The sequence below is a fragment of the Methylobacterium sp. NPDC097929 genome (genome assembly GCF_049543375.1).
Classification (GTDB): Bacteria; Pseudomonadota; Alphaproteobacteria; order Rhizobiales; family Beijerinckiaceae; genus Methylobacterium.
The window spans coordinates 1,058,664-1,078,842 of record NZ_JBMVEP010000001.1 but is presented as its reverse complement, the minus strand read 5'-3'; the positions used below and the strand labels follow the sequence as shown (position 1 = coordinate 1,078,842).

Below are 20,179 nucleotides of genomic sequence, written 5' to 3'. Positions count from 1 at the left end.
GGAGCGTTTCCGCAGGTTGCAGCTTTGCCCAGCCCTGTCTATCACCCGATTGACACACCGGGGAGCAAAGCGGCGCCCGCGGTGGACGCTGGCGACGATTGTCGCGAGACGCCGCTTCAATGGAGCCGATAATGGATCGCGAGCCGCAGATCACGGCGGATTCCGCCCTGGTCGACGACGCCTCGGCGAACGGTTTTTCGCAGGGCTACGAAGGCCGTTCGCCCGCCACCCGCAGCCCGGTGATGGCGTGGAACGAGTGGGATCCGCTGGAGGAGGTGATCGTCGGCTCGCTCGACGGCGCCACGATCCCGACCCACCACCTCACCGTGATCTTCAACCTGCCGCGGGCGGCCCAGCCGTTCTACCGCTTCGCCTCCGGCTGGAAGTATCCGAAGTTCATGAAGAAGTTGGCTCAACAGGAGCTCGACAACTTCATCAGCATCCTAGCCGGCGAAGGCGTGAAGGTGCGCCGTCCCGATCCGGTCGACTTCTCGAAGAAGTTCAAGGCCCCGCGCTGGACCTCGCGCGGCTTCTGCGTCGCCTGCCCGCGCGACCCGTACCTCGTGATCGGCGACGAGATCATCGAGAGCCCGATGTGCTGGCGCTCGCGCTACTTCGAGGGCGACGCCTACCGCTCGCTCTTCAAGGAGTACTTCCGCGCCGGCGCGCGCTGGACCTCCGCGCCGCGTCCTCAGCTCACCGACGACCTCTACAACTATGACTACCGGGTGCCGAACCTGAAGGCCGGCGAGCCCATGCAGTTCACGGTCAACGAGTTCGAGCCGGTCTTCGACGCGGCCGACTTCGTGCGCTGCGGCCGCGACCTGTTCGTGACCCGCTCGAACGTGACGAACCTCATGGGCATCGAGTGGCTGCGCCGCCACCTCGGCCCCGGCTTCCGCATCCACGAGATCGAGAGCCGCTGCCCGCAGCCGATGCACATCGATTCGTCGTTCATGCCCCTGGCGCCGGGTAAGGTGCTGGTGAACCCCGACTACATCGACGTGGAGAAGCTCCCGGCCGTGCTCAAGAAGTGGGACGTGCTGATCGCGCCCCGCCCCGACCCGGTCGAGGGCTTCATGAGCAAGATCTCGATGTGCTCGCCCTGGACCTCGATCAACGTGCTCGCCATCGACGAGAAGAAGATCGTCGTCGACCAGAGCCAGCCGACCCTGATCAAGGCCCTGAAGGATTGGGGCTTCGATCCGATCCCGGCGCCGTTCCTGTCCTACGGCCCCTTCGGCGGCTCGTTCCACTGCGCCACGCTCGACGTGCGCCGCCGCGGCGTGCTGAAGTCGTACTTCTAGGGAGACGGTCCCGCCCTCGGGCGGGCCTCGTGCCGGAGCCCGCCGCGGTGTGACCGCGGCGGGCTTTTTCGTGGTCGGCCGCCGGCGCGGTGCCTGGATCGCTTCGCTGTTGCTCGCGATGACGGCGGGGGGCTCTGCGTCATGGCGAGGCGAAGCCGAAGCAATCCGGATTCACAACGTCCCGGGATAAGTCTCTCGGCCAGAACGTCTTTACCGGCAGGCGCGGGTCACTCGCCGATGAGCCGTCCCGGCACCCGGGTCGCGCGCCGGTAGGTCGTGCGCGCCAGCACGAGCGCGCCGCCGAACTGGAGAAAGCCGTTCTCGGCGAGCCCGTCCGGCGCGAGCTGGGCCTGGAGGGCGAGGCGCGTCAGCGCGTTGAGCGCGATGACGGCGAGGCAGAAGATCACGGATGCGAGGGCGGCGGCGACGAAGTCGGGCATGACGGGGCCTCCCGGTGGGGACGGTCAAGCTTAGCAAGGGCCGAGCCAGCCGGAAGAGCCCTCGACGGTTCAGCCCGCGGGCGGGCGCGTCGCGGTCATGGAAGGCCGCTCCTCGAAGCGCGCGAACCACGCCGCGAGGTCGGGGGCGTCGTCGCGCCAGGCGATGTCGGAGAAGCGCAGGTCGAGATAGCCCAGTGCGCAGGCGAGCGCGATGGTGCCGATATCCACGCGCTCGGCGCGTTCGTCCGCCCCCTCCTCGAACCAAGCCAGCGCGCTCTCGATCTTGGCGGTCTGCCCCTCGATCCAGGCGGCGGAGCGCTCGGATTCCGGGCGTGCGGTGAGTTCGTAGCGGATCAGCAGGGCGGCATCGAGCACCCCGTCGGCGGTGGATTGCTCGTTGAGCGCCCGCCAGCGCGCGGGGCCCTGCGCCGGGAACAGCCGGCCGCCGGCCTCCGCATCGAGATATTCGCAGATGACCCGGCTGTCGGCGAGGCTCTCGCCCGTGTCGAGGATCAGCGTCGGCACCTGAGCGAGCGGGTGCTGCGCCAGCACCGAGCGGTCGCGCTTGACCGGGTGGACGGCGCTCGGCAGCAGCTCCAGCCGCTCGGCGAGGCCGAGTTCCTGGGCCACGACCATCACCTTCCGCACGAAGGGCGAGCTGTGCGAGTGAAACAGCTTCATCGGCTTGACGGCACTCTTCCTGGTTTGCGAGCGGGCACCGGCCCGGACGGGGCCGCGTGCGATCGGGGTTCTCGAGCGCTGGCTCAGCGCTGCACGGCCGCGGGGGTCGTGGTCGGGGCTTTCGGGATCTCGACGCCCAGGCGCTTGACCGGCCAGCCGTCGCCCCAGCGGCGCATGTCGCTGAAAGCGGGATCGTTCTTCAGGCTGGTCGCGTCCCGGCCGGCGAAGGCGGCGGAGGCCGCCATGTCGAAGGTGCGCCAGAAGGCGAGGTAGTCGAGGCTGTCGGCGCGGGCGTTGTTGATCTGCGAGACCAGGGTGGTCTGCTCGCCCGACAGCGCCATGTCCGCCGACCAGCGGAAGGGCGGCGGCTTCTCGCCCGGCGGGTCCGGGGGCAGCTTGATCGCGCCGCCGTCATAGGCGGCGTCGAGCCCGGCCGGTGCGGCCAGCGTCGCGGTGAGCGCCGGGAAGCCGTGGTCGTCGGAGAGCGCGCGCACGAACAGCTTGCGCTCCGGCGGCACGGAATGGGCGTCGCGCAGGATGCGCCGGGCGGCGGCGTCGGCGGCCCGCGCGTCCCGGTCGCCGATCACCGTGACGAGCAGGGTCTTCGGGGCGATGCCGTCGAGGTTGCCCAGCGGGATGCCGCGGGACTTGGCGTCCCGGGCGATGCCGCCGGGCATCGTCAGGTAGACGAGCTTGGGCGCGGGCAGGCCCTCCTGCCCGGCCTCAGCCGCGAGGTGGGCGGCGAGCGGCGCGCCGGCCAGATGCCCGATCAGGGCGAGGCGGCTCGTGTCGGGCCGGCCGTCGGCGTCGTTGGCGAGTTCGGCCAGGGACGCCTTGAGGAGGCGTGCGGCGACGGCCGGGGCATCCGCCGGGCGGGTGCGGTTCACCTCCTGGAAGCGGGGGAACAGCACGAGCCAGCCGTGGCGGGCGAGATGGTCGATCCAGGCGCCGTAGGCCTGCGGGTTCGGCGCGCCCCAGGCGTGCAGGAACACCGCGACCGGCCGTCCGCCCTCCGGCGCCGGGCCGGCCTTGTGGAAGGCGTAGGTCGCCGCGCTCGCCCGGCCCACGGCGCGCTTGGCGATGGTGGCGGACTTGTCGCCGATCCCGCCCGGACCCTCCGTCGGCTGGCTGGGCGGCGCGGCGGCGAGGGAAGGCGCCGCCACGGACAGGGCGGCCAGCACGCCCAGAACGGGCAGGCGCAGGGCGGCGGGTCCGGGTTTCAGGCGCATCACTCTCTCGACGATCCGGAGAACTATGGGCCGGACCCGTCCGCGCAGGCGAATAGTCGGATCCGGCCGCGCCTGAATAGCAGATTCCGGCGCCGAGGCGACGCCGGAGCGGCTTGCCGCGACTATTCCCCGAGTCAGTGTCTCCCGGGAAACTCCGGTCGCGCCGTTCTCGTGAGCGCGGGACGGCCCTGATCGATCGTGTCGGGATGGATTCTAGTTCCGCTCCTTCACCCGGCGGCACTCGGTCTTGAGGTAGCTCGTCTTGCCGACCTCGTCGCGCAGGTCGGTGCGGGCGATGATTTCCTGCCAGCCGCTGGTGCAGCCGAGTTCGTTCGCCACCCTGACCTTGCGCACCTCGCTCGCCCGCTCGTCGGTGCAATCCTGTTGCGGAACGGCGTTGGCGCAGACGAGCACCACGGCGATGAAGGCGTTCATGGGCGAATCTCCCGGATCATTTGTCGGTCTTTCCCGCCGTGAGGCGGGCGCCGTCTCCTACGCGTGAGCCGGCTCCGGGGTTTCGTCGCGAGGCCCGCTACGCGACCTCGACGATGAGGTCGTTGCGAAACGTCCCGCCCTCGACCGGGTTGGCGACCCAGCGGGTGCGTCCGACGCGCATGTCGTGGCCGGCGTGGAAATGACCCGAGATCCAGGCCGCGGGCCGGACGGCGTCCGGCAGGTCGTCGAGGACGGTGGTGGCGTAGAAGGCCGGCACCCACCAGGGCACGCCCGGCGCATCCCGGAAGGCGTCGGCGGCGGCCGGACTCGGCGGGTGGTGCGTGACGACGACCGTCGGCCCCGGATGGCTCCGGGCGAGGGCTTCGAGCAGCGCGGCCTTCTCGCGGGCATGGGCCTCCATCGCATCGGCCGGCGACCAGGGCTGGCGGTTGGCCCGGCGGATCGAGCCGCGATACTCCCGCGAGCCGGTGACGGGATCGGTCATCCGCGCAGCCGCATAGGCCACCGGGTCGTCGGGCCGGTTGGGCGCGTCGTCGGCGAGCCAGCGCCCGGCCAGCGACCAGTCGCTCCAGAGCGTCGTGCCGACGAAGCGCACGCCCCCGATCACCGCGTCCTGCCCGCCCTGGAGCAGGTGGATGCGCTGCCCCGGCCCGTTCAGCCGGGCGATCTCGCGCTCCAGGGCGGCGAGGAGTTCGGGCGCGGTGCGCGGGTCGCCCGTCGGGGCGTAGTGCTCGTGGTTGCCCGGCACCAGCACCACCGGCCGCTCGCCCGCGAGCGTCAGCACCGTGGCGAGCCCGGCCTCGGGCTGGCCCTCGTGCAGGTCGCCCGCACAGACGAGGACGTCGAAGGGGTTCGACGGCGGCGGGATCAACGCGGGCCGGCGCCGTTCGAGATGCAGGTCGGAGAGGGGAAAGAGGCGCAGCACGTTTGTCCGGAACAGGTTTCTGGGAAAAGATCGAGGGCGAGGTCAGGCCTCTGCGCGGGCGGCCTCGGCCGCGGCCCGCCACTCGCGCCGGGCGGCCTTGAGCACGTCGAAGGCCGAATCCGCGTTGATGATGGCGATGCCTGCCGCCGCCACGAGGTCCGGCCAGGGGGCGAAGGCGGGCCAGCGTGCGAGGATCACGGCGGTGGCGAGACCCGCCACGATGATCGCCACGTTGGCGGCCACGTCGTTGCGGGCGGAGAGGTAGGCCGCCCGCGTCAGGCTGCCGTGGCCGTCGCGGTGCCGGGCGAGCATCAGCGCGCAGGCGAGGTTGACGAGAAGCGCCCCGATCCCGGTCAGGGTCAGCGGCACGGGGGACGGCGCGGTGAAGTCCGAAAACTTCTCGTAGGCCGCCCAGGCCGTGGCGAGGCCCGGCACCAGCAGGATGGCGGCGAGCAGGGTGCCCAGCCGCGCCCGGTTGCGCAGGCTCCAGCCAAGCCCTGCGAAGATCAGGAGATTGATCGCGGCGTCTTCGAGAAAGTCGAGGCTGTCGGCGATGAGCGCCACCGAGCCGATGGCCAGGGCCACCGTGATCTCGATGCCGAAATAACCGAGATTCAGCGCCGCCACGCGGGCGACGACGGGGCGCAGGCTCGGCGTAGGCGGCGGGTGGGGCACCGGCGGGTTCCATGGCAGGTGGAAGCGGGCCGGTGATTGCCCGAGGCACCCGGCCCTGTCGAGGGCACATCCTCAATCCGATCGATCGGAAACGGGATCACGCCGCTGCGTCCGCTTTGGCCCTATTGTCCGGCTGGATTTGCGCGCACGCCTGTGCAAGGCGAAAGCTTTGCCAAAGGGCTGCCGTGCGCTCCATCGAGCGGCCCGGACCGGGGAGGCCTTGACGATGTTGCCTGAACTGCGCGTGCTGTACTTCGAGGATCTCGAAGTCGGGCTGACCGAGATCCTCAAGAAGGAGATCTCCTCCTCCGACGTGGTCGGCTTCGCCGAGATCACCGGCGACCGCAATCCGATCCATCTCTCCGAGCACTTCGCCGCGCGCACGCCCTTCGGCACCCGCATCGCCCACGGCCTCTACACGGCGGGCCTGATCTCGGCGGTGCTCGGCACCCGCCTGCCGGGTCCGGGCGCGGTCTACATCTCGCAGACTCTGAACTTCCGCGCGCCCGTGCGCATCGGCGACATCGTCGAGGTGAAGGTCGAGGTGGCCGAGCTGATCCCCGAGCGCCGCCGGGCGCGGCTGGCCTGCACCTGCTCCGTCGGCGACGAGGTCGTGCTCGACGGCGAGGCCCTGGTGAAGGTGCCCAAGAAGGAAGAGGCGGACCCGCTTGCCATGCGCATGGGCGGCGGCCGGGCGTAGGCCACCGGTGCCCGAACCGATCGCCATCGACGACCCGGACGATTCCCGGCTCGCCGCCTACCGGGCCGTGCGCGAGCGCGACCTCGTGGGGCGGCAGGGCCGCTTCATCGTCGAGGGCGAGGTGACCCTGCGGATGCTGTTCTCGGCCCGCGCCCGTTTCGCGGCGGAATCGGTGCTGCTGGCGCCCGAGCGCTGGCCGGCCTTCGCGGACCTGTTCCGGGAGGGCGGGCCGCCGGTCTACCTCGCCGGCCGGGACGTGATGAGCGCGGTCGCGGGCTTCCCGATCCATCGCGGCGTGCTGGCGGTGGGCCTGCGCGGCGAGGAGCCGGCGCCGGAGACGCTGATCCCGCCTGCGCCGAACCCGGCCCTCGTGATCGGCCTCGTGGGGCTGACCAACCACGACAATGTCGGCGGCCTGTTCCGCAACGCCGCCGCCTTCGGCGCCGACGCGGTCTGGCTCGACGCCGCCACCTGCGATCCGCTCTACCGCAAGGCGATCCGCGTCTCGGCCGGCGCGGCGCTCACCATCCCCTTCGCCCGCGCGGCGAACGGTGCCGCGCTGCTGGATCTCGCCCAGCGCCACGCCCTCACGCCGCTGGCGCTCACGCCCGGCGGCGTCGAGACGCTGGACGCGCTGGAACCGCCGGCCCGCACGCTGCTGCTGCTCGGCACCGAGGGGCCGGGCCTGCCCGACGCGCTGATGGCGCGGGCCCGCCGGGTGCGCATCGCCATGGCGCCGGGCTTCGACTCCCTCAACGTGGCGACGGCCGGGGCGATCGCGCTGCATCATCTGGCCGGGCGGCGGCTCGGAAGTAGGGTCGCCTGCGAAGGCCGCTGAGCCGGCGGCGAACCCGCTTCGTCATGGCGAGGCGGAGCCGAAGCCATCCAGCGCTCCGCACGATCCGAAGAGGTCATGCCCCCGGATCGCTTCGCTGCCGCGGGCGATGGGGTGGGGTGCGGCCTCCCGCCTGTGGACGGCCCGCCCCGCCGCGGACCTTGCCCCGCCCGCCCATGTTAGACAGCCAGGGCGCCAGCGGGGAACGGGATGGGCTACGAGATCGATCTGGGGCGGGCCGGCGACAGGCCCGGGACGATGGACCTCACCGAGCTGCTCGCGACGCGCCTGCTCGTCCAGGGCAATTCCGGGTCGGGCAAGTCGCACCTGCTGCGCCGCCTGCTGGAGCAGAGCGCGGGCCTCGTGCAGCAGGCGATCATCGACCCGGAGGGCGATTTCGTCACGCTGGCCGAGCGCTACGGCCACGTCGTGGTCGAGGCGGACGGCAACGAGGCCGAACTTCTGCGCATCGCCGCCCGGGTGCGCGAGCACCGGGTCTCGGTCGTGCTCTCGCTCGAAGGGCTCGACGCCGAGGACCAGATGCGCGCGGCCGCCGCCTTCCTCGGCGGCCTGTTCGATGCCGACCGATCCCTCTGGTACCCGATGCTGGTGGTGGTGGACGAGGCGCAGCTCTTCGCCCCCGCCGCCGCGGGCGAGGTCTCCGACGAGGCCCGCCGCCTCTCGCTGGGCGCCATGACCAACCTGATGTGCCGCGGGCGAAAGCGCGGGCTCGCCGGCATCATCGCCACGCAGCGTCTGGCCAAGCTCGCCAAGAACGTCGCGGCGGAAGCCTCGAACTTCCTGATGGGCCGCACCTTCCTCGACATCGACATGGCCCGCGCCGCCGATCTGCTCGGCCTCGACCGGCGCCAGGCCGAGACCTTTCGCGATCTCGCGCGGGGCCATTTCGTGGGCCTCGGGCCCGCGATCTCGAAGCGCCCGCTGCCCATCGCCATCGGTCCGACCGTGACGGAGAGCCGCAACGCCGCCCCTGCCCTGCTGCCCCTGCCCACCATGGGCGAGGAGGCCCGTGCCCTGATCCTCACCGCCTCCCCCGAGGAGGAGGCGCGACCGCCGCTCAGCCCCCGACCCAAGCCCGTGCGCGCCCCCGGGCCCGACGTGCTGGTCCAGCTCGCCAATTACCGGCCGCCGGTGCGCGAGGATCTGCCGGAGGAGGAGCCGATGGACCCGGCCGAGCGCGAGGCGGCGATCGCCGAGGTCCTGGCCTCCGTGCTGGCGGATTCGGACGCCGCCGCCTGCACGCCCGCGACCCTCTACCAGGACTTCACCGTCCGCTGCCGCATCCGCCGGATCGGCGGCGAGGCGATGGGTCTGCCCGAGTTCAAGCGGCGGCTCGCCGTGGCCCGCGCCGGCGTCGACCACGCGACGGCCGAGGGGCCGGCCTGGGAGCGGGCGCAAGGGATCGCCGCCGGCCTGCCGGAGGATCTCGCCGGGCTGTTCCTGCTCATCGCCCGCACCGCGCTTCAGAACGCGCCCTGCCCCTCCGACGCGGCGCTCGCCGAAGCCTACGGCACGAGCTCGGCGGGCCGCGCCCGGCGCATGCTCGGCTATCTGGAGGAGCGCGGCGCCATCGTCATGCGCCGCGACCTGCGCGGCGCGCCGATCATCGCCGTGCCCGATCTCGACGCCGAGACCGGGCCCCAGATCGGCGCCGCCGCGGTCGTGCCGCTTCGGCGGCGTGGTCGGACGTGATCCGGGATGGAACCCGACACGGCCCAGGAAAATCGCGCGCGACAATCCGCGCGACTTGCCGGCCGCGCGCTTCCGGCCAAGATTGGCCCTCACGTTTTCGTGCCGATCGAGGAGCCCTGGGGCGTTGTTGAAGTCGCGTGAAGGTTTGCGCACCCTGTCGGGCCGTCGCGTCATCGTCGTCGGGGCGGGGCCGGGAGGGCTTGCCACGGCGCTGCTCCTGGCCAAGGCCGGCCTGCACGTCACGCTGATCGAGCGCGACGCGGCGGTCGGCGGGCGCACCAAGACCGTCGAAGCGCCGGGCGGCTACCGCTTCGACATCGGCCCGACCTTCTTCCTCTACCCGCAGATCCTCGCCGACATCTTCGAATCCTGCGGCGAGCGCCTGGAGGACCATGTCCGCCTGGAGCGGCTCGACCCGCAATACAATCTCGTCTTCGAGGGCGAGGACGGCGTCTCGGGCCAGATCCGCGCGACCGGCGACGTGCCGCGGCTGAAGGAGGAGATCGCCCGCCTCGCCCCGGCGGACGCCGAGAACGTGGAAAAGTTCTTCGCCGAGAACCGGACCAAGCTGAACTACTTCAAGCCGGTGCTGGAGCAGCCCTTCGACAATGTCCTGTCGATGGCGAGCCCGGCGATGCTCGCCGCCCTGCCCCATCTCCATCCCGGCCGCAGCGTGGACCGGGATCTCAGGCGCTACTTCGCCGATCCGCGGGTGCGCCTCGCCTTCTCGTTCCAGACCAAATACCTCGGGATGTCGCCTTTCCGCTGCCCGAGCCTGTTCACGATCCTCTCGTTCCTCGAATACGAGCACGGGGTCTACCACCCCGTCGGCGGTTGCGGCGCGGTCTCGGAGGCGATGGCGGGGCTCGCCCGTCGCATGGGCGTCGACATCCGCCTGGGCCAGACCGTCGAGCGGGTGCTGTTCGAGGGCAAGCGCGCCTGCGGCGTGGTCGTCGGCGGGGAGACGCTGAAGGCCGACGCGGTGGTCGTGAACGGCGATTTCGCCAAGGTGATCCGCGATCTCGTGCCGGAGGAGCGCCGTCCGCGCTGGCGCGATGCCAAGATCGGCAAGGCCCGCCTCTCCTGCTCGACCTACATGCTCTACCTCGGCATCGAGGGCAAAATGCCCGAGAGCCTGGGCCATCACACGATCCTGTTGTCCAAGGAGTACGAGCGCAACATCACCGAGATCACCGGCGGCACCCTGCCGATGCAGCCCTCGATCTACGTGCAGCACGCAGGCTTCACCGATGGCGGCATGGCGCCCCCCGGCCACACGGCGCTCTACGTGCTGGTGCCGGTGCCGAACCTGAAATCCGGCATCGATTGGGAGGCGGTCGGTCCCTCCTACCGCCAGCTGATCTTGGAGCGGCTGAAGCTGCTCGGAATTCCCGACCTGGAGAGCCGCATCCGCTACGAGCGCGTGGTCGATCCCCGCGATTGGCGCGACGCGTTCGCGGTGCACGAGGGCGCGACCTTCAACCTCGCCCACGACCTGCTCCAGATGCTATGGTTCCGCCCCCACAACCGCTTCGGGCCGGGCCTCTACCTCGTCGGCGGCGGCACGCATCCGGGCTCGGGCCTTCCGGTGATCTACGAGGGCGCGCGCATCTCCGCGCGCCTGCTGATCGAGGATCTCGCCCGCGAGAAGGCCCCCGCGATCCTGGCGGACCTTCCGGGCACCTCGCCGCTCGCCACGCAGGGCGACCCGAGTTGAGGCGCGCCCTCACGAGCCTCGCCGCGCTGGCCGTGCTCGCCGGCCCGGCGCGGGCCGCGAGCGTGGAGGTCGTCGTCGAAGGGGCCGAGCCGGGCGCGGGCGAAGTCTACGTCACCCTCTGCCAGGGCGGCCTGTCGGAGGCCGCCTGCCCGGTCGGCCGCAGCGCCCCGGCCCGCGGGGCCGAGTCGCGCTTCGTCTTCACCGGCATATCCCCCGGGATCTGGGCGGTCGCCGCCTTCCAGGACAGCGACGGCAACGGCCGGCTCGACCGCACGGGGCTCGGCCTGCCGCTGGAGCCCTACGGTTTCTCGGGCGCGGTCGGGCGCCGGGCCAGACCGGATTTCGCCGAGGCGAGCTTCGCCCTGCGCGAGCCCGGCGCCTCGATCCGGGTGCGTCTCGCCCGCCCGCTGCCGCGTCGCTGACCGGCCGGTGATGGCCCCCGCCGCCCCGCCCCTCGCCCGCGTCGAGGGCGCCGCCCTCGCCTATCGTGGCCGCCCGGCCCTGCGCGGCGTCGATCTCGCGCTCTCTCGCGGCACGACGCTGGCGCTGCTCGGGCCGAACGGTGCCGGCAAGACCAGCCTGATCCGCCTGCTCGCCGGGCGGCTCAAGCCCGATGCCGGCTCCGTGCGCGTTCTCGGCGGCGATCCGCATGCCGATCGCGCGGTGCGCGAGAGGATCGGCTTCGTGCCGCAGGAGATCGCGCTCTATCCGCGGCTCACGGTGAGCGAGAACCTCGACGTCTTCGCGCGGCTCGCCGGGCTCCCGCGCGGGGAGCGGCGCCGGGCCGTCGAGGCGGTGAGCGGGCGCTGTGCCCTCGACGCCGTGCGGCGTCAGGTGGTCGCCACGCTCTCGGGCGGCTACCAGCGCCGGGTGAACATCGCCGCGAGCCTGCTGGCCGCCCCCGACCTGATCCTGCTCGACGAGCCGACGCAGGGGGTCGATCTGGAAGCGCGCGCGGCGATCCACGCCGTGCTGGCGAAGCTGCGCGCGGAGGGCGCCGGCCTCGTCCTGAGCACCCACGACTTCTCCGAGGCCGAGCGGCTGGCCGACCGGGTCGCCATCGTCGCCGACGGGCGGATCCGCCGCGAGGGCGCCCTGGCCGCGCTGATGCGCCCGCTCAACGAGGCGCCGCCCGAGCACGAGGCGGTGCTGGAGGGCGCGCCCGACGCCGCGGCCGAGGCGGCCCTGCGCCGAACGGGGTTCTCGCCGCACGGGACCGATCCGCGCTTCTGGCGGGCCGACCACGGCGCCGCGGGCGGGCTGGACGGCGCGGCCCTGCTCACCGCCCTGCGGGCGGAAGGCGTGCCGGCGACCGAGATCCGCGTGCGCCGCCCCGGCCTCGAAACCCTCTACCGGGATGCGCTGGCGCCGGATCGCGGGGCGGCGGCATGATCGCGGCGGCCTTCCGGGTGATGTGGCTCTCGCTGCTGCGCGACCGCGCGGCTCTGGTGATGGCCTTCGTGCTGCCGACCGTGATCTTCGTGATCTTCGCCGCGATCTTCTCCGGCGCGATCGGCGACCGCATCCGCATCCATCTCGGGCTGGCCGACCTTGCTCGAACCGCCACCACGCAGCGCCTCGTGAGCGCGCTCGAAGCAGACCCGAGCCTGCGCATCGAGCGCCTTCCGGGAACGGGGGAAGAGGCCGCCATCGCCGCCGTCCGGCGCGGCGAGGTCGACGTGGCGCTGGTGCTGCGGGGCGACCTCTCGGCGCGGGCGAATGCCGCCGGGCAGCCGGTTCTGCTGATCGAGAACCCCTCCCGGGCGCTGGCCACGCCGATCGCGCTCGGCCAGCTCCAGCGCGTCCTCAACGAGGCTCTGCCCGACGTGGTGCTCTCGCGCATCGTCGCGGACGTGGAGCGCTCCGGCAAGATCGGCGCCGACGAGCGCGCCTTCCTCGACGAGGCCTTCGCCGAGCAGCGCGCCAAGAAGGAGCCCTTCTCCTTCGCCCGCCTCGTCGAGACCCGCACCACCGCCCGCGGGCGCGGCAACGACCGGGTGAGCTACTACGCGGGCGCCATCACCGCCGTGTTCCTGCTGTTTGCCGCGATGCAGGGGGCGCTCTCCCTGGTGGACGAGCGCGAAGGCGGCTTGGCCGACCGCCTTGCCGCCGGCCCCGGCGGCCTGCCGGTCATCGTGATGGGCAAGTTCCTGTTCCTGCTTGGGCAGGGCGTGGTGCAGGCCGGGCTGATCTTCTCGGCGGCCGCGCTCCTGCACGGCGTCGACATCAGCGCCCACTGGATCGGCTGGCTCGTCACCTCGGCGCTCGTCTCGGCCATGGCTGCGGGCCTGGCGCTCGCCGCCTGCGCCCTCTCGGCGACCCGCCAGCAGGCGCATCTGGCCGCGACCTTCGGCGTGCTGCTGCTCTCGGCGGTGGGCGGCAGCATGGTGCCCCGCTTCCTCATGCCGCCCTGGCTGCAGCAGGCCGGCTGGCTCACCCCGAACGCCTGGGCGATCGAGGCCTACCAGACCGCCCTCGGCGAGGGCGCCGCCGCCGCGCTGCCCGCCTGGGGCGTGCTGGCGGGCCTGGCCGCCGCGGGATTGGCGGTGGCGGTCGGCGTGGTCGGGCGCAGGCGCGTCTGAGGCGTATCGCCTCGCGGCGACCGGCACCCGCGACCGGAGCGGCGGGATCGGGCACAGGCAGGCCGATCGGACCCGATCCCTGCCGGAACGACCTCGAGCCTCATGACCCATACGATGCTGCGCCTGCTGATCGCCGACGGCAACGACCGCGACGGCCGCGCCAAGCGGGAGGCGGCCGTTGGGCGCACGACCTCGCAGGCCTTCGCGGCGGTGGTGCAGGATCTCGCGCCGGAGGTGGCCTGCACGCTGGTGAACCCGGCCGATGCCGGCCTCGAGGCCGCCCTGCCCCGCGGCACCGACCTTGCCGCCTTCGACGGCCTCGTCCTCACCGGCTCGACCCTGCGGCTCGCCGATGGCGGCCCGGCGGTGGAGCGCCAACTCGCGCTGATGCGCGCGGCATTCGAGGCCGGGCTGACCGTGTTCGGCTCGTGCTGGGGCATGCAGGTCGCCGCCGCCGTGGCCGGCGGAGAGGTCGGCCGCAATCCCCGTGGGCCGGAATACGGCTTCGCCCGGCGCATCGCCCCGGTCGATGAGGGCGGCGCGCATCCCCTGCTCGCCGGCCGCGGATCGGCCTGGGACGCGCCCGCGATCCATCTCGACGCCGTGACCGGGGCGCCGCCCGGCGCGCGCGTGCTGGCGGCCAACGCCGTCCTCGACGTACAGGCGATCGAGATCCGCCGGGGCCGCGGCCTGTTCTGGGGCACGCAGTACCATCCGGAGACCGACCTCGACGAACTGGCCGCGATGCTGCGGCTCAGCGCGGACGAGGTCGTCAGCGAGGGGCTCGCCCCGGATCGCGCCGCGGTCGAGGCCTATGCCGGGGAGATCGCCGAGCTGGCCGGGAGCGAGGGCCTCTCGCGCCGCCACCGCGCCTGGCGTCTCGGTCTCGGCACCGACATCCTCGAATCCGGCCAGCGGCGGCGGGAAATCGGCAACTTCCTGGCGCTTCTATCCACAATCCGGGGTGTGAAAGGGCGGGAGCGCGACCGGGTGGCACGTTGACCCGCCCCGTCCGGCATCTAGCTTTGCCATGAAGGCCCTGTTCGGGCCCCGGGAGACGCGTTTCCAATGAGCCAGGGTTCCTCGGTCGCGGTCATCGGCAGCGGGCTCGGCGGTCTCGCCTCGGCCTGCGTGGCGGCGGCCCGCGGGCATCGCGTCACCGTCTACGACAAGAACGCCTGGATGGGCGGCAAGGCCGCGGTGCTGCACGAGGGCGGCTTCCGCTTCGACATGGGGCCGACCATCCTCACCGTACCCCGCGTGTTGGAGCGGATCTTCGCCGAGGCCGGGCGTTCGGTGCACGACTACATGGATCTGCGCCGGCTCGACCCGCAATGGCGCTGCTTCTTCGACGACGGCTCCCAGGTCGATCTCATCGAGGACGTCGATGCCATGGCTGCCTCCATGGACCGCTTCGCGCCGGGCCAGGGGGTGGGCGAGGGCTACAAGAAGTTCATCGCCGTCTCCGAGCACCTGCACGGCGTCTCCGAGCGCTTCTTCTTCTGGAAGGCGGTGCAGGACCTGTTCGACACGATCGACCTGCGCGCCAACATGAATCCCGGCACGCTGCGCGACGTGCTGTCCCTGCGCATGCACGCCACCGTCGCCAGCACCATCCGCGGCAAGGTCAAGGATGCGCGCCTCGCCCAGATGCTCGACCACTTCGTGCAATATGTCGGCTCCTCGCCCTACGGCGCCCCGGCGGTGCTCTGCGCCATCGCCCACATGCAGACGGCCGAAGGAGTCTGGTATCCGATGGGCGGCACCCGCGCCGTCGCGGAAGGGCTGATGAAGCTCGCGGGCGAACTCGGCGCCACGATGAAGCCGGCCGACGAGGTTCTGGGTCTCGACATCGCCAACGGACGCCTGCACGGCCTGCGCACCCGCGACGGGATCGCGCCCTACGACGCCGTCATCTCCAACATGGATTCCGTGCGCACATACCGCGAACTCGTCGGCGGCGAGGTCGGCAAGTCCTACGAGAAGAAGAGCTTCGAGCCGGCCTGCTCGGGCGTGGTGCTCTATCTCGGCCTGAACAAGCGCTACGAGCACCTCAACCACCACGACTTCGTCTTCTCCCGCGATCCGGAGGAGGAGTTCGACTTCATCTACCGCAAGGGCGAGCCGGCCCCCGATCCGACCGCCTATCTCGCGGCCCCCTCCTCCACCGATCCGAGCGTGGCGCCGGAGGGCGGCGAGGCGCTCTACGTCCTCGTCCACACGCCCTATCTGCGGCCCCACCACGACTGGTCGAAGATGTTCCCGGCCTATCGCCGGACCATCCTGGAGAAGCTCAAGCGCACCGGCGGCATGCCGGATCTCGAGGAGCGCATCGTGCTTGAGCGCCACCTCACCCCGCAGGACATCCACGACCGCTACAAGGTTCTGAACGGGGCGATCTACGGGCTCGCCTCGCACGGGCGGATGATGGGCGCCTTCAAGCCCGGCAACCGTTCGCGGGAGGTGCGCGGCCTCTACCTCGCCGGCGGCGCCGCCCATCCCGGGCCCGGCATGCCCATGGTGATGATGTCCGGCTGGATCGCGGCCGACGCCCTCGACCAGGATCTGCGCGGCCAAAATCTGCCCGGCAAGGCTGAGCCGGAGCTGCGCAAGAGCGCCTGAGGCCGTTCGCCGTGCCGGCGAAGCCAGCCCCGCCGGAGCGCTCGGCCCCGCTCTGGCGGTTCATGAGCGCCTATTTCGATCGCTTCGTGCGGCGCCACATGAATGCCCTGCGGATCGCCCGCTGGGGCCGCCCGCCCGGCATCGACGGGCGGGCGCCGCTCGTGATCTACTGCAACCATCCGGCGTGGTGGGATGCGGCGATCCTGATCGTGGCGGCCGAGCGCCTGTTCCCGGAGCGCGAGAGCTTCGCGCCGATCGAGGCCGCGATGCTGGAGAAGTACGGCATCTTCCGCAGGATGGGCGCCTTTCCCGTCGATCTCGACAGCGCGCGGGGCGGCGCGCAATTCCTCTCCGCCTGCCGCGCGATCCTCGGGCAGCCCGGCCGTGTGCTCTGGATCACCGCCCAGGGCCGCTTCGCCGACGTGCGCGCCCGGCCGCTCGGGCTGAAGCCCGGCGTCGCCCGCCTGCCCGAGATCGCCCCCGGGGCGACGGTCCTGCCGCTCGCCATCGAGTACGCCTTCTGGGACGAGCGCGGCGCGGAAGCCTGCCTCGCCTTCGGCGCGCCGTTCACGGCTGACGAACTCCTGGCCCTGCCCCGTCCGGAGCGCCTCGCCCGGCTGGAGGACGCGCTGACCGCCACCCTCGACCGGCTCTCGGCGGACGTGATCGCCCGCGACCCCGCCGCCTTCGAGGCGCTGCTCGCCGGCCGGCGCGGCGTCGGCGGGGTCTATGACGGCTGGCGCCGGCTCGCGGCCGCCCTCACCGGCCGCCGCTTCGAGCCCGGCCACCGGGATCGCCCTCCGGGGCAGGAGACACGACCGCGATGACGCTTGCGCTGCTCGTCCTCGCGATCGTGAGCCTCGCGCTCGCCCTGCTGCCGGCCGCGGTGACGGCGGCCAACCTCGCGATCCTGCGCACGCCGGAGCCGCCGCTGCGCAGCGACGGCCTCGTCTCGATCCTGATCCCGGCCCGCAACGAGGCGGCGGTGATCGAGGGCACCGTGCGCGCGGCGCTGTCCAGTGCCGGCATCGCCGTCGAGGTTCTGGTTGGCGACGACCACTCCACCGACGCGACCGCCACCATCGTGGCGGGGCTCGCCCGCTCCGACCCGCGCCTGCGGCTCGTCTCCGTGCCCACCCTGCCGGAGGGCTGGACCGGCAAGAACCACGCCTGCACGGTGCTGGCGGGCGAGGCCCGGGGCGGGCACCTGCTCTTCCTCGACGCCGACGTGACGCTGGCCCCGAACGGGGCGGCGGCGCTGGCCGCCTATGCGGGCGCCTGCGGGGCGCATCTCGTCAGCGGCGTGCCGCGGCAGGTGATGGAGAGCCTCGGCGAGCGCCTGACCGTGCCGATGATCGACTTCCTGCTCATCGGCTACCTGCCCTTCGGCCTGATGCGGGCGCTGCCCACGCCCGCGCTGGGGGCGGCCTGCGGGCAGATGATCCTGATCGAGCGCGCGGCCTACGCAGCGACCGGCGGGCACGGGGCGATCCGCACCTCGCTCCACGACGGCGTGCGCCTGCCGCGGCTGTTCCGCGAGCGCGGCCTGCGCACCGATCTCGTCGCCGGCCACGCGCTCGCCGCCTGCCGGATGTACCGGAGTTTCGCCCAGTCCTGGGCCGGCTTCTCCAAGAACGCGCACGAGGGCATGGCGACGCCCCGGGCGCTGCCCGTCTGGACGGCGCTGCTGTTCGGCGGTCACGTTCTGCCCTGGCTGATCCTCGTCCTGGCGCTCGCCCTCGGGGCGGACGGCGCCGCCCTGGTGGCCGCGGGCGCCGCCCTCGTCTCCCTGGCGACCCGCGCGGCCATCACGCTCGTGGTGGCCGAGCCGCCGGCGACGATCCCGCTGCACCCGGCCACGATCTGCACCGCGCTCGCGATCCAGTGGAACGTGCTGCTGCGCCCGGGCCGCGCGGGCAAGGGGGTGTGGAAGGGCCGCAGCTATTCCGCCGGCGGCACCGGGCCGCAGCAAAAGCCGGGCTGAGGGCCTCCGTCGCAGCTTCAGCCGGGACCATTCCTCGCGGCAAATCGTGCGGTGCCGGCAATCGAGCCTTTGCAGTTGCGGAACAACGCCTGTAGCCTTGGAGCCACGATGGCCCGGCGTCTTGCTGGGTCGCGTCGCCAGGAAGTTCGGCCGCCTCGATGAGGGATGAGAGCGCCGCCGCTGTGTCGGCCCGCCCCGCCGACCCGCAAACCTCGCGGGAGGGTTCCCGCGCGATCACGGGAGGACGCCCGATCGAGGCCTATCCCCCGCGCTACGAGGCCAGCCGCCAGGAGACCGGTCGTCACGGCCGCCGCGACGCCTACGCGGCGCTCGACCTCGGCACCAACAATTGCCGCCTGCTGGTGGCCGAGCCCACGCCCAACGGCTTCCGGGTGATCGACGCCTTCTCCCGCATCGTCCGGCTCGGCGAGGGCCTGGGCACCTCGAACCGCCTCACCGAGGCGGCGATCGAGCGCACCGTCGAGGCCCTGCGCATATGCCGCGGCAAGATGAAGGCCCGCGCGGTGGCCCGCTCCAAGGTGATCGCCACCGAGGCCTGCCGGCTCGCCGTCAACGGGTCCGAGTTCGTCGCGCGGGTGCGCGCGGAGGTCGGGCTCGACCTGGAGATCGTGGACCGGCAAACGGAAGCCTACCTCGCCGTGACGGGCTGCGCCGCCCTGGCCGACCCGCGGGCGGAATCGGTCGTGATCTTCGATATCGGCGGCGGCTCCACCGAGATCGCCTGGCTCGACGGGGCGGCGGCCAACCCCTCGACCGACCCCACCCTGCGCATCCGCGCCTGGGATTCGCTGCCCGTCGGCGTGGTGACGCTGGCCGAACGCCACGGCGGCACCGAGGTGACCCGGCGCACCTTCGAGGGCATGGTGGAGGAGGTCGGCGACCTGATCTCCCCCTTCGCGATCCGCGCGGCGGCCGCGGCCACGGCCCCCTATTTCCACCTGCTCGGCACCTCCGGCACGGTGACGACGCTCGCCGCCATGCACCTGCGGCTCGCCCGCTACGAGCGGCGGCGGGTCGACGGGCTCTGGATGAGCGACGGGGAGGTCAGCGACGCGATCGAGGATCTGCTCGACACCCGCCTGGAGCAGCGCGCCGACAATCCCTGCATCGGCCGCGACCGGGCCGATCTCGTGCTTGCCGGCTGCGCCATCCTGGAGGCGATCCGCCGGGTCTTCCCCTCCGAGCGCCTGCGCATCGCCGACCGGGGCCTGCGCGAGGGGCTGCTCATGAACATGATGCGCGAGGACGGCGTCTGGCGCCGCGGCCGCTACCGCTGAGACAGCCCCGGTCTTCACGGGCCGGCCGGACCGCGATAGGGACGGGTCCTTGAGAGGGACGGTGACCATGAGCGACCGGCGAGGCGGAACGGGCGGCCTGCGCGGCGACCTGAAGCAGCGGGTGAAGACCGGGCGCGGGCGCACCCTGTCCCAGAAGCGCTGGCTGGAGCGCCAGCTCAACGATCCCTACGTCGCCCGGGCCAAGCGCGAGGGCTACCGCTCCCGCGCGGCCTTCAAGCTCATCGAGATCGACGAGCGTTTCAAGCTGCTGAAGCCCGGCCAGCGGATCGTCGATCTCGGCGCCGCGCCGGGCGGCTGGTCGCAGGTGGCGGCGCGCACGCTCGGGGAGAGCGGCCGCATCGTCGGCATCGACCTGCTCGAGATCGAGCCGATGCCGGGCGCGACCTTCATCACCCTCGACTTCCTCGACCCGTCCGCGCCCGAGCGCCTGACCGAGCTTCTGGGCGGCAAGGCCGATCTCGTCCTCTCCGACATGGCCGCCAACACCACCGGCCACAAGAAGACCGACCACCTGCGCATCATCGGGCTCGCCGAGACCGCCGCCGCCTTCGCCCGCGAGATCCTGGCGCCGGGCGGCGCCTACCTCGCCAAGGTGTTCCAGGGCGGCACCGAGGGCGACCTGCTGACCGAGCTGAAGCGCGACTTCGCGATCGTGCGCCACGTCAAGCCGGCGGCGAGCCGGGCGGATTCGAGCGAGCTCTACGTTCTGGCCACCGGCTTCCGGGGGCAGTCCGGCACGGTCGAGGCGGACGACGAGGCCTGACCCGAGCGTCGGTTCGCGGAAGATCCATCCGTTCCCCGTCATGGCCACCCCGTCATGGCCAGCCCGTCATCGCGAGGCGAAGCCGTGGCGATCCAGGGCGCGACCTGTTCGGAGATGTCGCGCCGCTGATCGCTTCGCCGACGCTCGCGATGACGACGCGTCAAGCGGAGGCGGGGACGCCGGGTGCCCCGCAGGCGGCTTCCGTGGCACGATGCCTGCGGGTCGCTTTCG

General features: G+C 72.4%; 20 protein-coding genes. 14 read left to right on the top strand and 6 right to left on the bottom strand.

The genetic code is table 11. The features are described 5' to 3' along the window. The first annotated feature begins 131 nt into the window (after positions 1-131). Positions 132-1,307, top strand: coding sequence for an amidinotransferase (locus ACPCJR_RS05160; protein WP_391510370.1), 1,176 nt, complete (start codon positions 132-134; stop codon positions 1,305-1,307). A 227-nt stretch (positions 1,308-1,534) separates the two neighbouring features. On the opposite strand, the gene ACPCJR_RS05155 is transcribed toward ACPCJR_RS05160, so the two are convergent. The 6 genes from ACPCJR_RS05155 to ACPCJR_RS05130 form a co-directional block, all read right to left on the bottom strand. Further along, complete coding sequence (locus ACPCJR_RS05155) at positions 1,535-1,747, bottom strand: hypothetical protein (RefSeq protein ID WP_391510371.1); 213 nt, start codon at positions 1,745-1,747, stop codon at positions 1,535-1,537. A 69-nt stretch (positions 1,748-1,816) separates the two neighbouring features. After that, positions 1,817-2,428 (bottom strand): glutathione S-transferase, encoded by a 612-nt coding sequence (locus ACPCJR_RS05150; protein ID WP_391510372.1) that lies wholly within the window; start codon positions 2,426-2,428, stop codon positions 1,817-1,819. 83 nt (positions 2,429-2,511) lie between these two features. Further along, positions 2,512-3,657 carry a chlorophyllase/cutinase-like alpha/beta fold protein gene (locus ACPCJR_RS05145; RefSeq protein ID WP_391510373.1) on the bottom strand — a complete coding sequence of 382 codons (1,146 nt, stop codon included), beginning with the start codon at positions 3,655-3,657 and terminating at the stop codon, positions 2,512-2,514. A 213-nt stretch (positions 3,658-3,870) separates the two neighbouring features. Then, a complete protein-coding gene (locus tag ACPCJR_RS05140) occupies positions 3,871-4,092 on the bottom strand; it encodes a hypothetical protein (RefSeq protein ID WP_391510374.1) in 222 nt (73 codons plus the stop codon). A 97-nt stretch (positions 4,093-4,189) separates the two neighbouring features. Beyond that, complete coding sequence (locus tag ACPCJR_RS05135) at positions 4,190-5,038, bottom strand: metallophosphoesterase (RefSeq protein WP_391510375.1); 849 nt, start codon at positions 5,036-5,038, stop codon at positions 4,190-4,192. A 42-nt stretch (positions 5,039-5,080) separates the two neighbouring features. After that, entirely contained in the window at positions 5,081-5,713 is a 633-nt protein-coding gene (locus ACPCJR_RS05130; protein ID WP_391510376.1) for a cation transporter, read from the bottom strand. A gap of 226 nt (positions 5,714-5,939) precedes the next feature. Here ACPCJR_RS05130 and croR point away from each other — a divergent pair, with 226 nt between their 5' ends. From croR to ACPCJR_RS05065, 13 genes are all read left to right on the top strand, one after another. Then, positions 5,940-6,413 (top strand): 3-hydroxybutyryl-CoA dehydratase, encoded by a 474-nt coding sequence (gene croR / locus ACPCJR_RS05125; RefSeq protein WP_003606989.1) that lies wholly within the window; start codon positions 5,940-5,942, stop codon positions 6,411-6,413. Positions 6,414-6,420: 7 nt separating this feature from the next. Beyond that, positions 6,421-7,251, top strand: a complete 831-nt coding sequence (locus tag ACPCJR_RS05120) for a TrmH family RNA methyltransferase (RefSeq protein ID WP_391510377.1) — start codon at positions 6,421-6,423, stop codon at positions 7,249-7,251. A 207-nt stretch (positions 7,252-7,458) separates the two neighbouring features. Continuing rightward, positions 7,459-8,961 (top strand): helicase HerA domain-containing protein, encoded by a 1,503-nt coding sequence (locus ACPCJR_RS05115; RefSeq protein WP_391510379.1) that lies wholly within the window; start codon positions 7,459-7,461, stop codon positions 8,959-8,961. 124 nt (positions 8,962-9,085) lie between these two features. After that, positions 9,086-10,678 (top strand): phytoene desaturase family protein, encoded by a 1,593-nt coding sequence (gene crtI / locus ACPCJR_RS05110; RefSeq protein WP_391510380.1) that lies wholly within the window; start codon positions 9,086-9,088, stop codon positions 10,676-10,678. After that, positions 10,675-11,100, top strand: a complete 426-nt coding sequence (locus ACPCJR_RS05105) for a DUF2141 domain-containing protein (protein WP_391510382.1) — start codon at positions 10,675-10,677, stop codon at positions 11,098-11,100. The genes crtI and ACPCJR_RS05105 overlap by 4 nt, the downstream gene beginning before the upstream one ends. Positions 11,101-11,107: 7 nt before the next feature. Further along, complete coding sequence (locus ACPCJR_RS05100; protein ID WP_391510383.1) at positions 11,108-12,070, top strand: ABC transporter ATP-binding protein; 963 nt, start codon at positions 11,108-11,110, stop codon at positions 12,068-12,070. Beyond that, positions 12,067-13,260, top strand: coding sequence for an ABC transporter permease (locus ACPCJR_RS05095; RefSeq protein ID WP_391510384.1), 1,194 nt, complete (start codon positions 12,067-12,069; stop codon positions 13,258-13,260). The genes ACPCJR_RS05100 and ACPCJR_RS05095 overlap by 4 nt, the downstream gene beginning before the upstream one ends. 102 nt (positions 13,261-13,362) lie before the next feature. Further along, on the top strand, positions 13,363-14,262 hold the full coding sequence (locus ACPCJR_RS05090) for a type 1 glutamine amidotransferase (protein WP_391510385.1): 900 nt from the start codon (positions 13,363-13,365) through the stop codon (positions 14,260-14,262). 66 nt (positions 14,263-14,328) lie between these two features. Beyond that, the gene (locus ACPCJR_RS05085) at positions 14,329-15,882 is read left to right on the top strand and encodes a phytoene desaturase family protein (RefSeq protein ID WP_391510387.1); all 1,554 of its coding nucleotides are present in this window, start codon (positions 14,329-14,331) and stop codon (positions 15,880-15,882) included. A gap of 62 nt (positions 15,883-15,944) precedes the next feature. Beyond that, positions 15,945-16,709: a lysophospholipid acyltransferase family protein gene (locus ACPCJR_RS05080; RefSeq protein WP_391511193.1), complete on the top strand. Its 765-nt coding sequence runs from the start codon at positions 15,945-15,947 to the stop codon at positions 16,707-16,709. Further along, positions 16,706-17,866, top strand: coding sequence for a glycosyltransferase (locus tag ACPCJR_RS05075; protein ID WP_391510389.1), 1,161 nt, complete (start codon positions 16,706-16,708; stop codon positions 17,864-17,866). Before ACPCJR_RS05080 ends, ACPCJR_RS05075 begins: the two co-directional genes overlap by 4 nt. A gap of 158 nt (positions 17,867-18,024) precedes the next feature. Then, positions 18,025-19,164: a Ppx/GppA phosphatase family protein gene (locus tag ACPCJR_RS05070; RefSeq protein ID WP_391510390.1), complete on the top strand. Its 1,140-nt coding sequence runs from the start codon at positions 18,025-18,027 to the stop codon at positions 19,162-19,164. Positions 19,165-19,231: 67 nt separating this feature from the next. Further along, the gene (locus ACPCJR_RS05065; RefSeq protein ID WP_391510391.1) at positions 19,232-19,948 is read left to right on the top strand and encodes an RlmE family RNA methyltransferase; all 717 of its coding nucleotides are present in this window, start codon (positions 19,232-19,234) and stop codon (positions 19,946-19,948) included. The last annotated feature ends 231 nt before the right edge of the window (positions 19,949-20,179 follow it).

Coding starts and splice junctions, on each gene's coding strand:
- ACPCJR_RS05090 (WP_391510385.1), top strand. CDS start 13,363: ATGACCCATACGATGCTGCGCCTGCTGATCGCCGACGGCAACGACCGC.
- ACPCJR_RS05080 (WP_391511193.1), top strand. CDS start 15,945: ATGAGCGCCTATTTCGATCGCTTCGTGCGGCGCCACATGAATGCCCTG.
- ACPCJR_RS05150 (WP_391510372.1), bottom strand. CDS start 2,428: ATGAAGCTGTTTCACTCGCACAGCTCGCCCTTCGTGCGGAAGGTGATG.
- ACPCJR_RS05145 (WP_391510373.1), bottom strand. CDS start 3,657: ATGCGCCTGAAACCCGGACCCGCCGCCCTGCGCCTGCCCGTTCTGGGC.
- ACPCJR_RS05115 (WP_391510379.1), top strand. CDS start 7,459: ATGGGCTACGAGATCGATCTGGGGCGGGCCGGCGACAGGCCCGGGACG.
- ACPCJR_RS05160 (WP_391510370.1), top strand. CDS start 132: ATGGATCGCGAGCCGCAGATCACGGCGGATTCCGCCCTGGTCGACGAC.
- ACPCJR_RS05095 (WP_391510384.1), top strand. CDS start 12,067: ATGATCGCGGCGGCCTTCCGGGTGATGTGGCTCTCGCTGCTGCGCGAC.
- ACPCJR_RS05065 (WP_391510391.1), top strand. CDS start 19,232: ATGAGCGACCGGCGAGGCGGAACGGGCGGCCTGCGCGGCGACCTGAAG.
- croR (WP_003606989.1), top strand. CDS start 5,940: ATGTTGCCTGAACTGCGCGTGCTGTACTTCGAGGATCTCGAAGTCGGG.
- ACPCJR_RS05155 (WP_391510371.1), bottom strand. CDS start 1,747: ATGCCCGACTTCGTCGCCGCCGCCCTCGCATCCGTGATCTTCTGCCTC.
- ACPCJR_RS05140 (WP_391510374.1), bottom strand. CDS start 4,092: ATGAACGCCTTCATCGCCGTGGTGCTCGTCTGCGCCAACGCCGTTCCG.
- ACPCJR_RS05075 (WP_391510389.1), top strand. CDS start 16,706: ATGACGCTTGCGCTGCTCGTCCTCGCGATCGTGAGCCTCGCGCTCGCC.
- ACPCJR_RS05070 (WP_391510390.1), top strand. CDS start 18,025: ATGAGGGATGAGAGCGCCGCCGCTGTGTCGGCCCGCCCCGCCGACCCG.
- ACPCJR_RS05085 (WP_391510387.1), top strand. CDS start 14,329: ATGAGCCAGGGTTCCTCGGTCGCGGTCATCGGCAGCGGGCTCGGCGGT.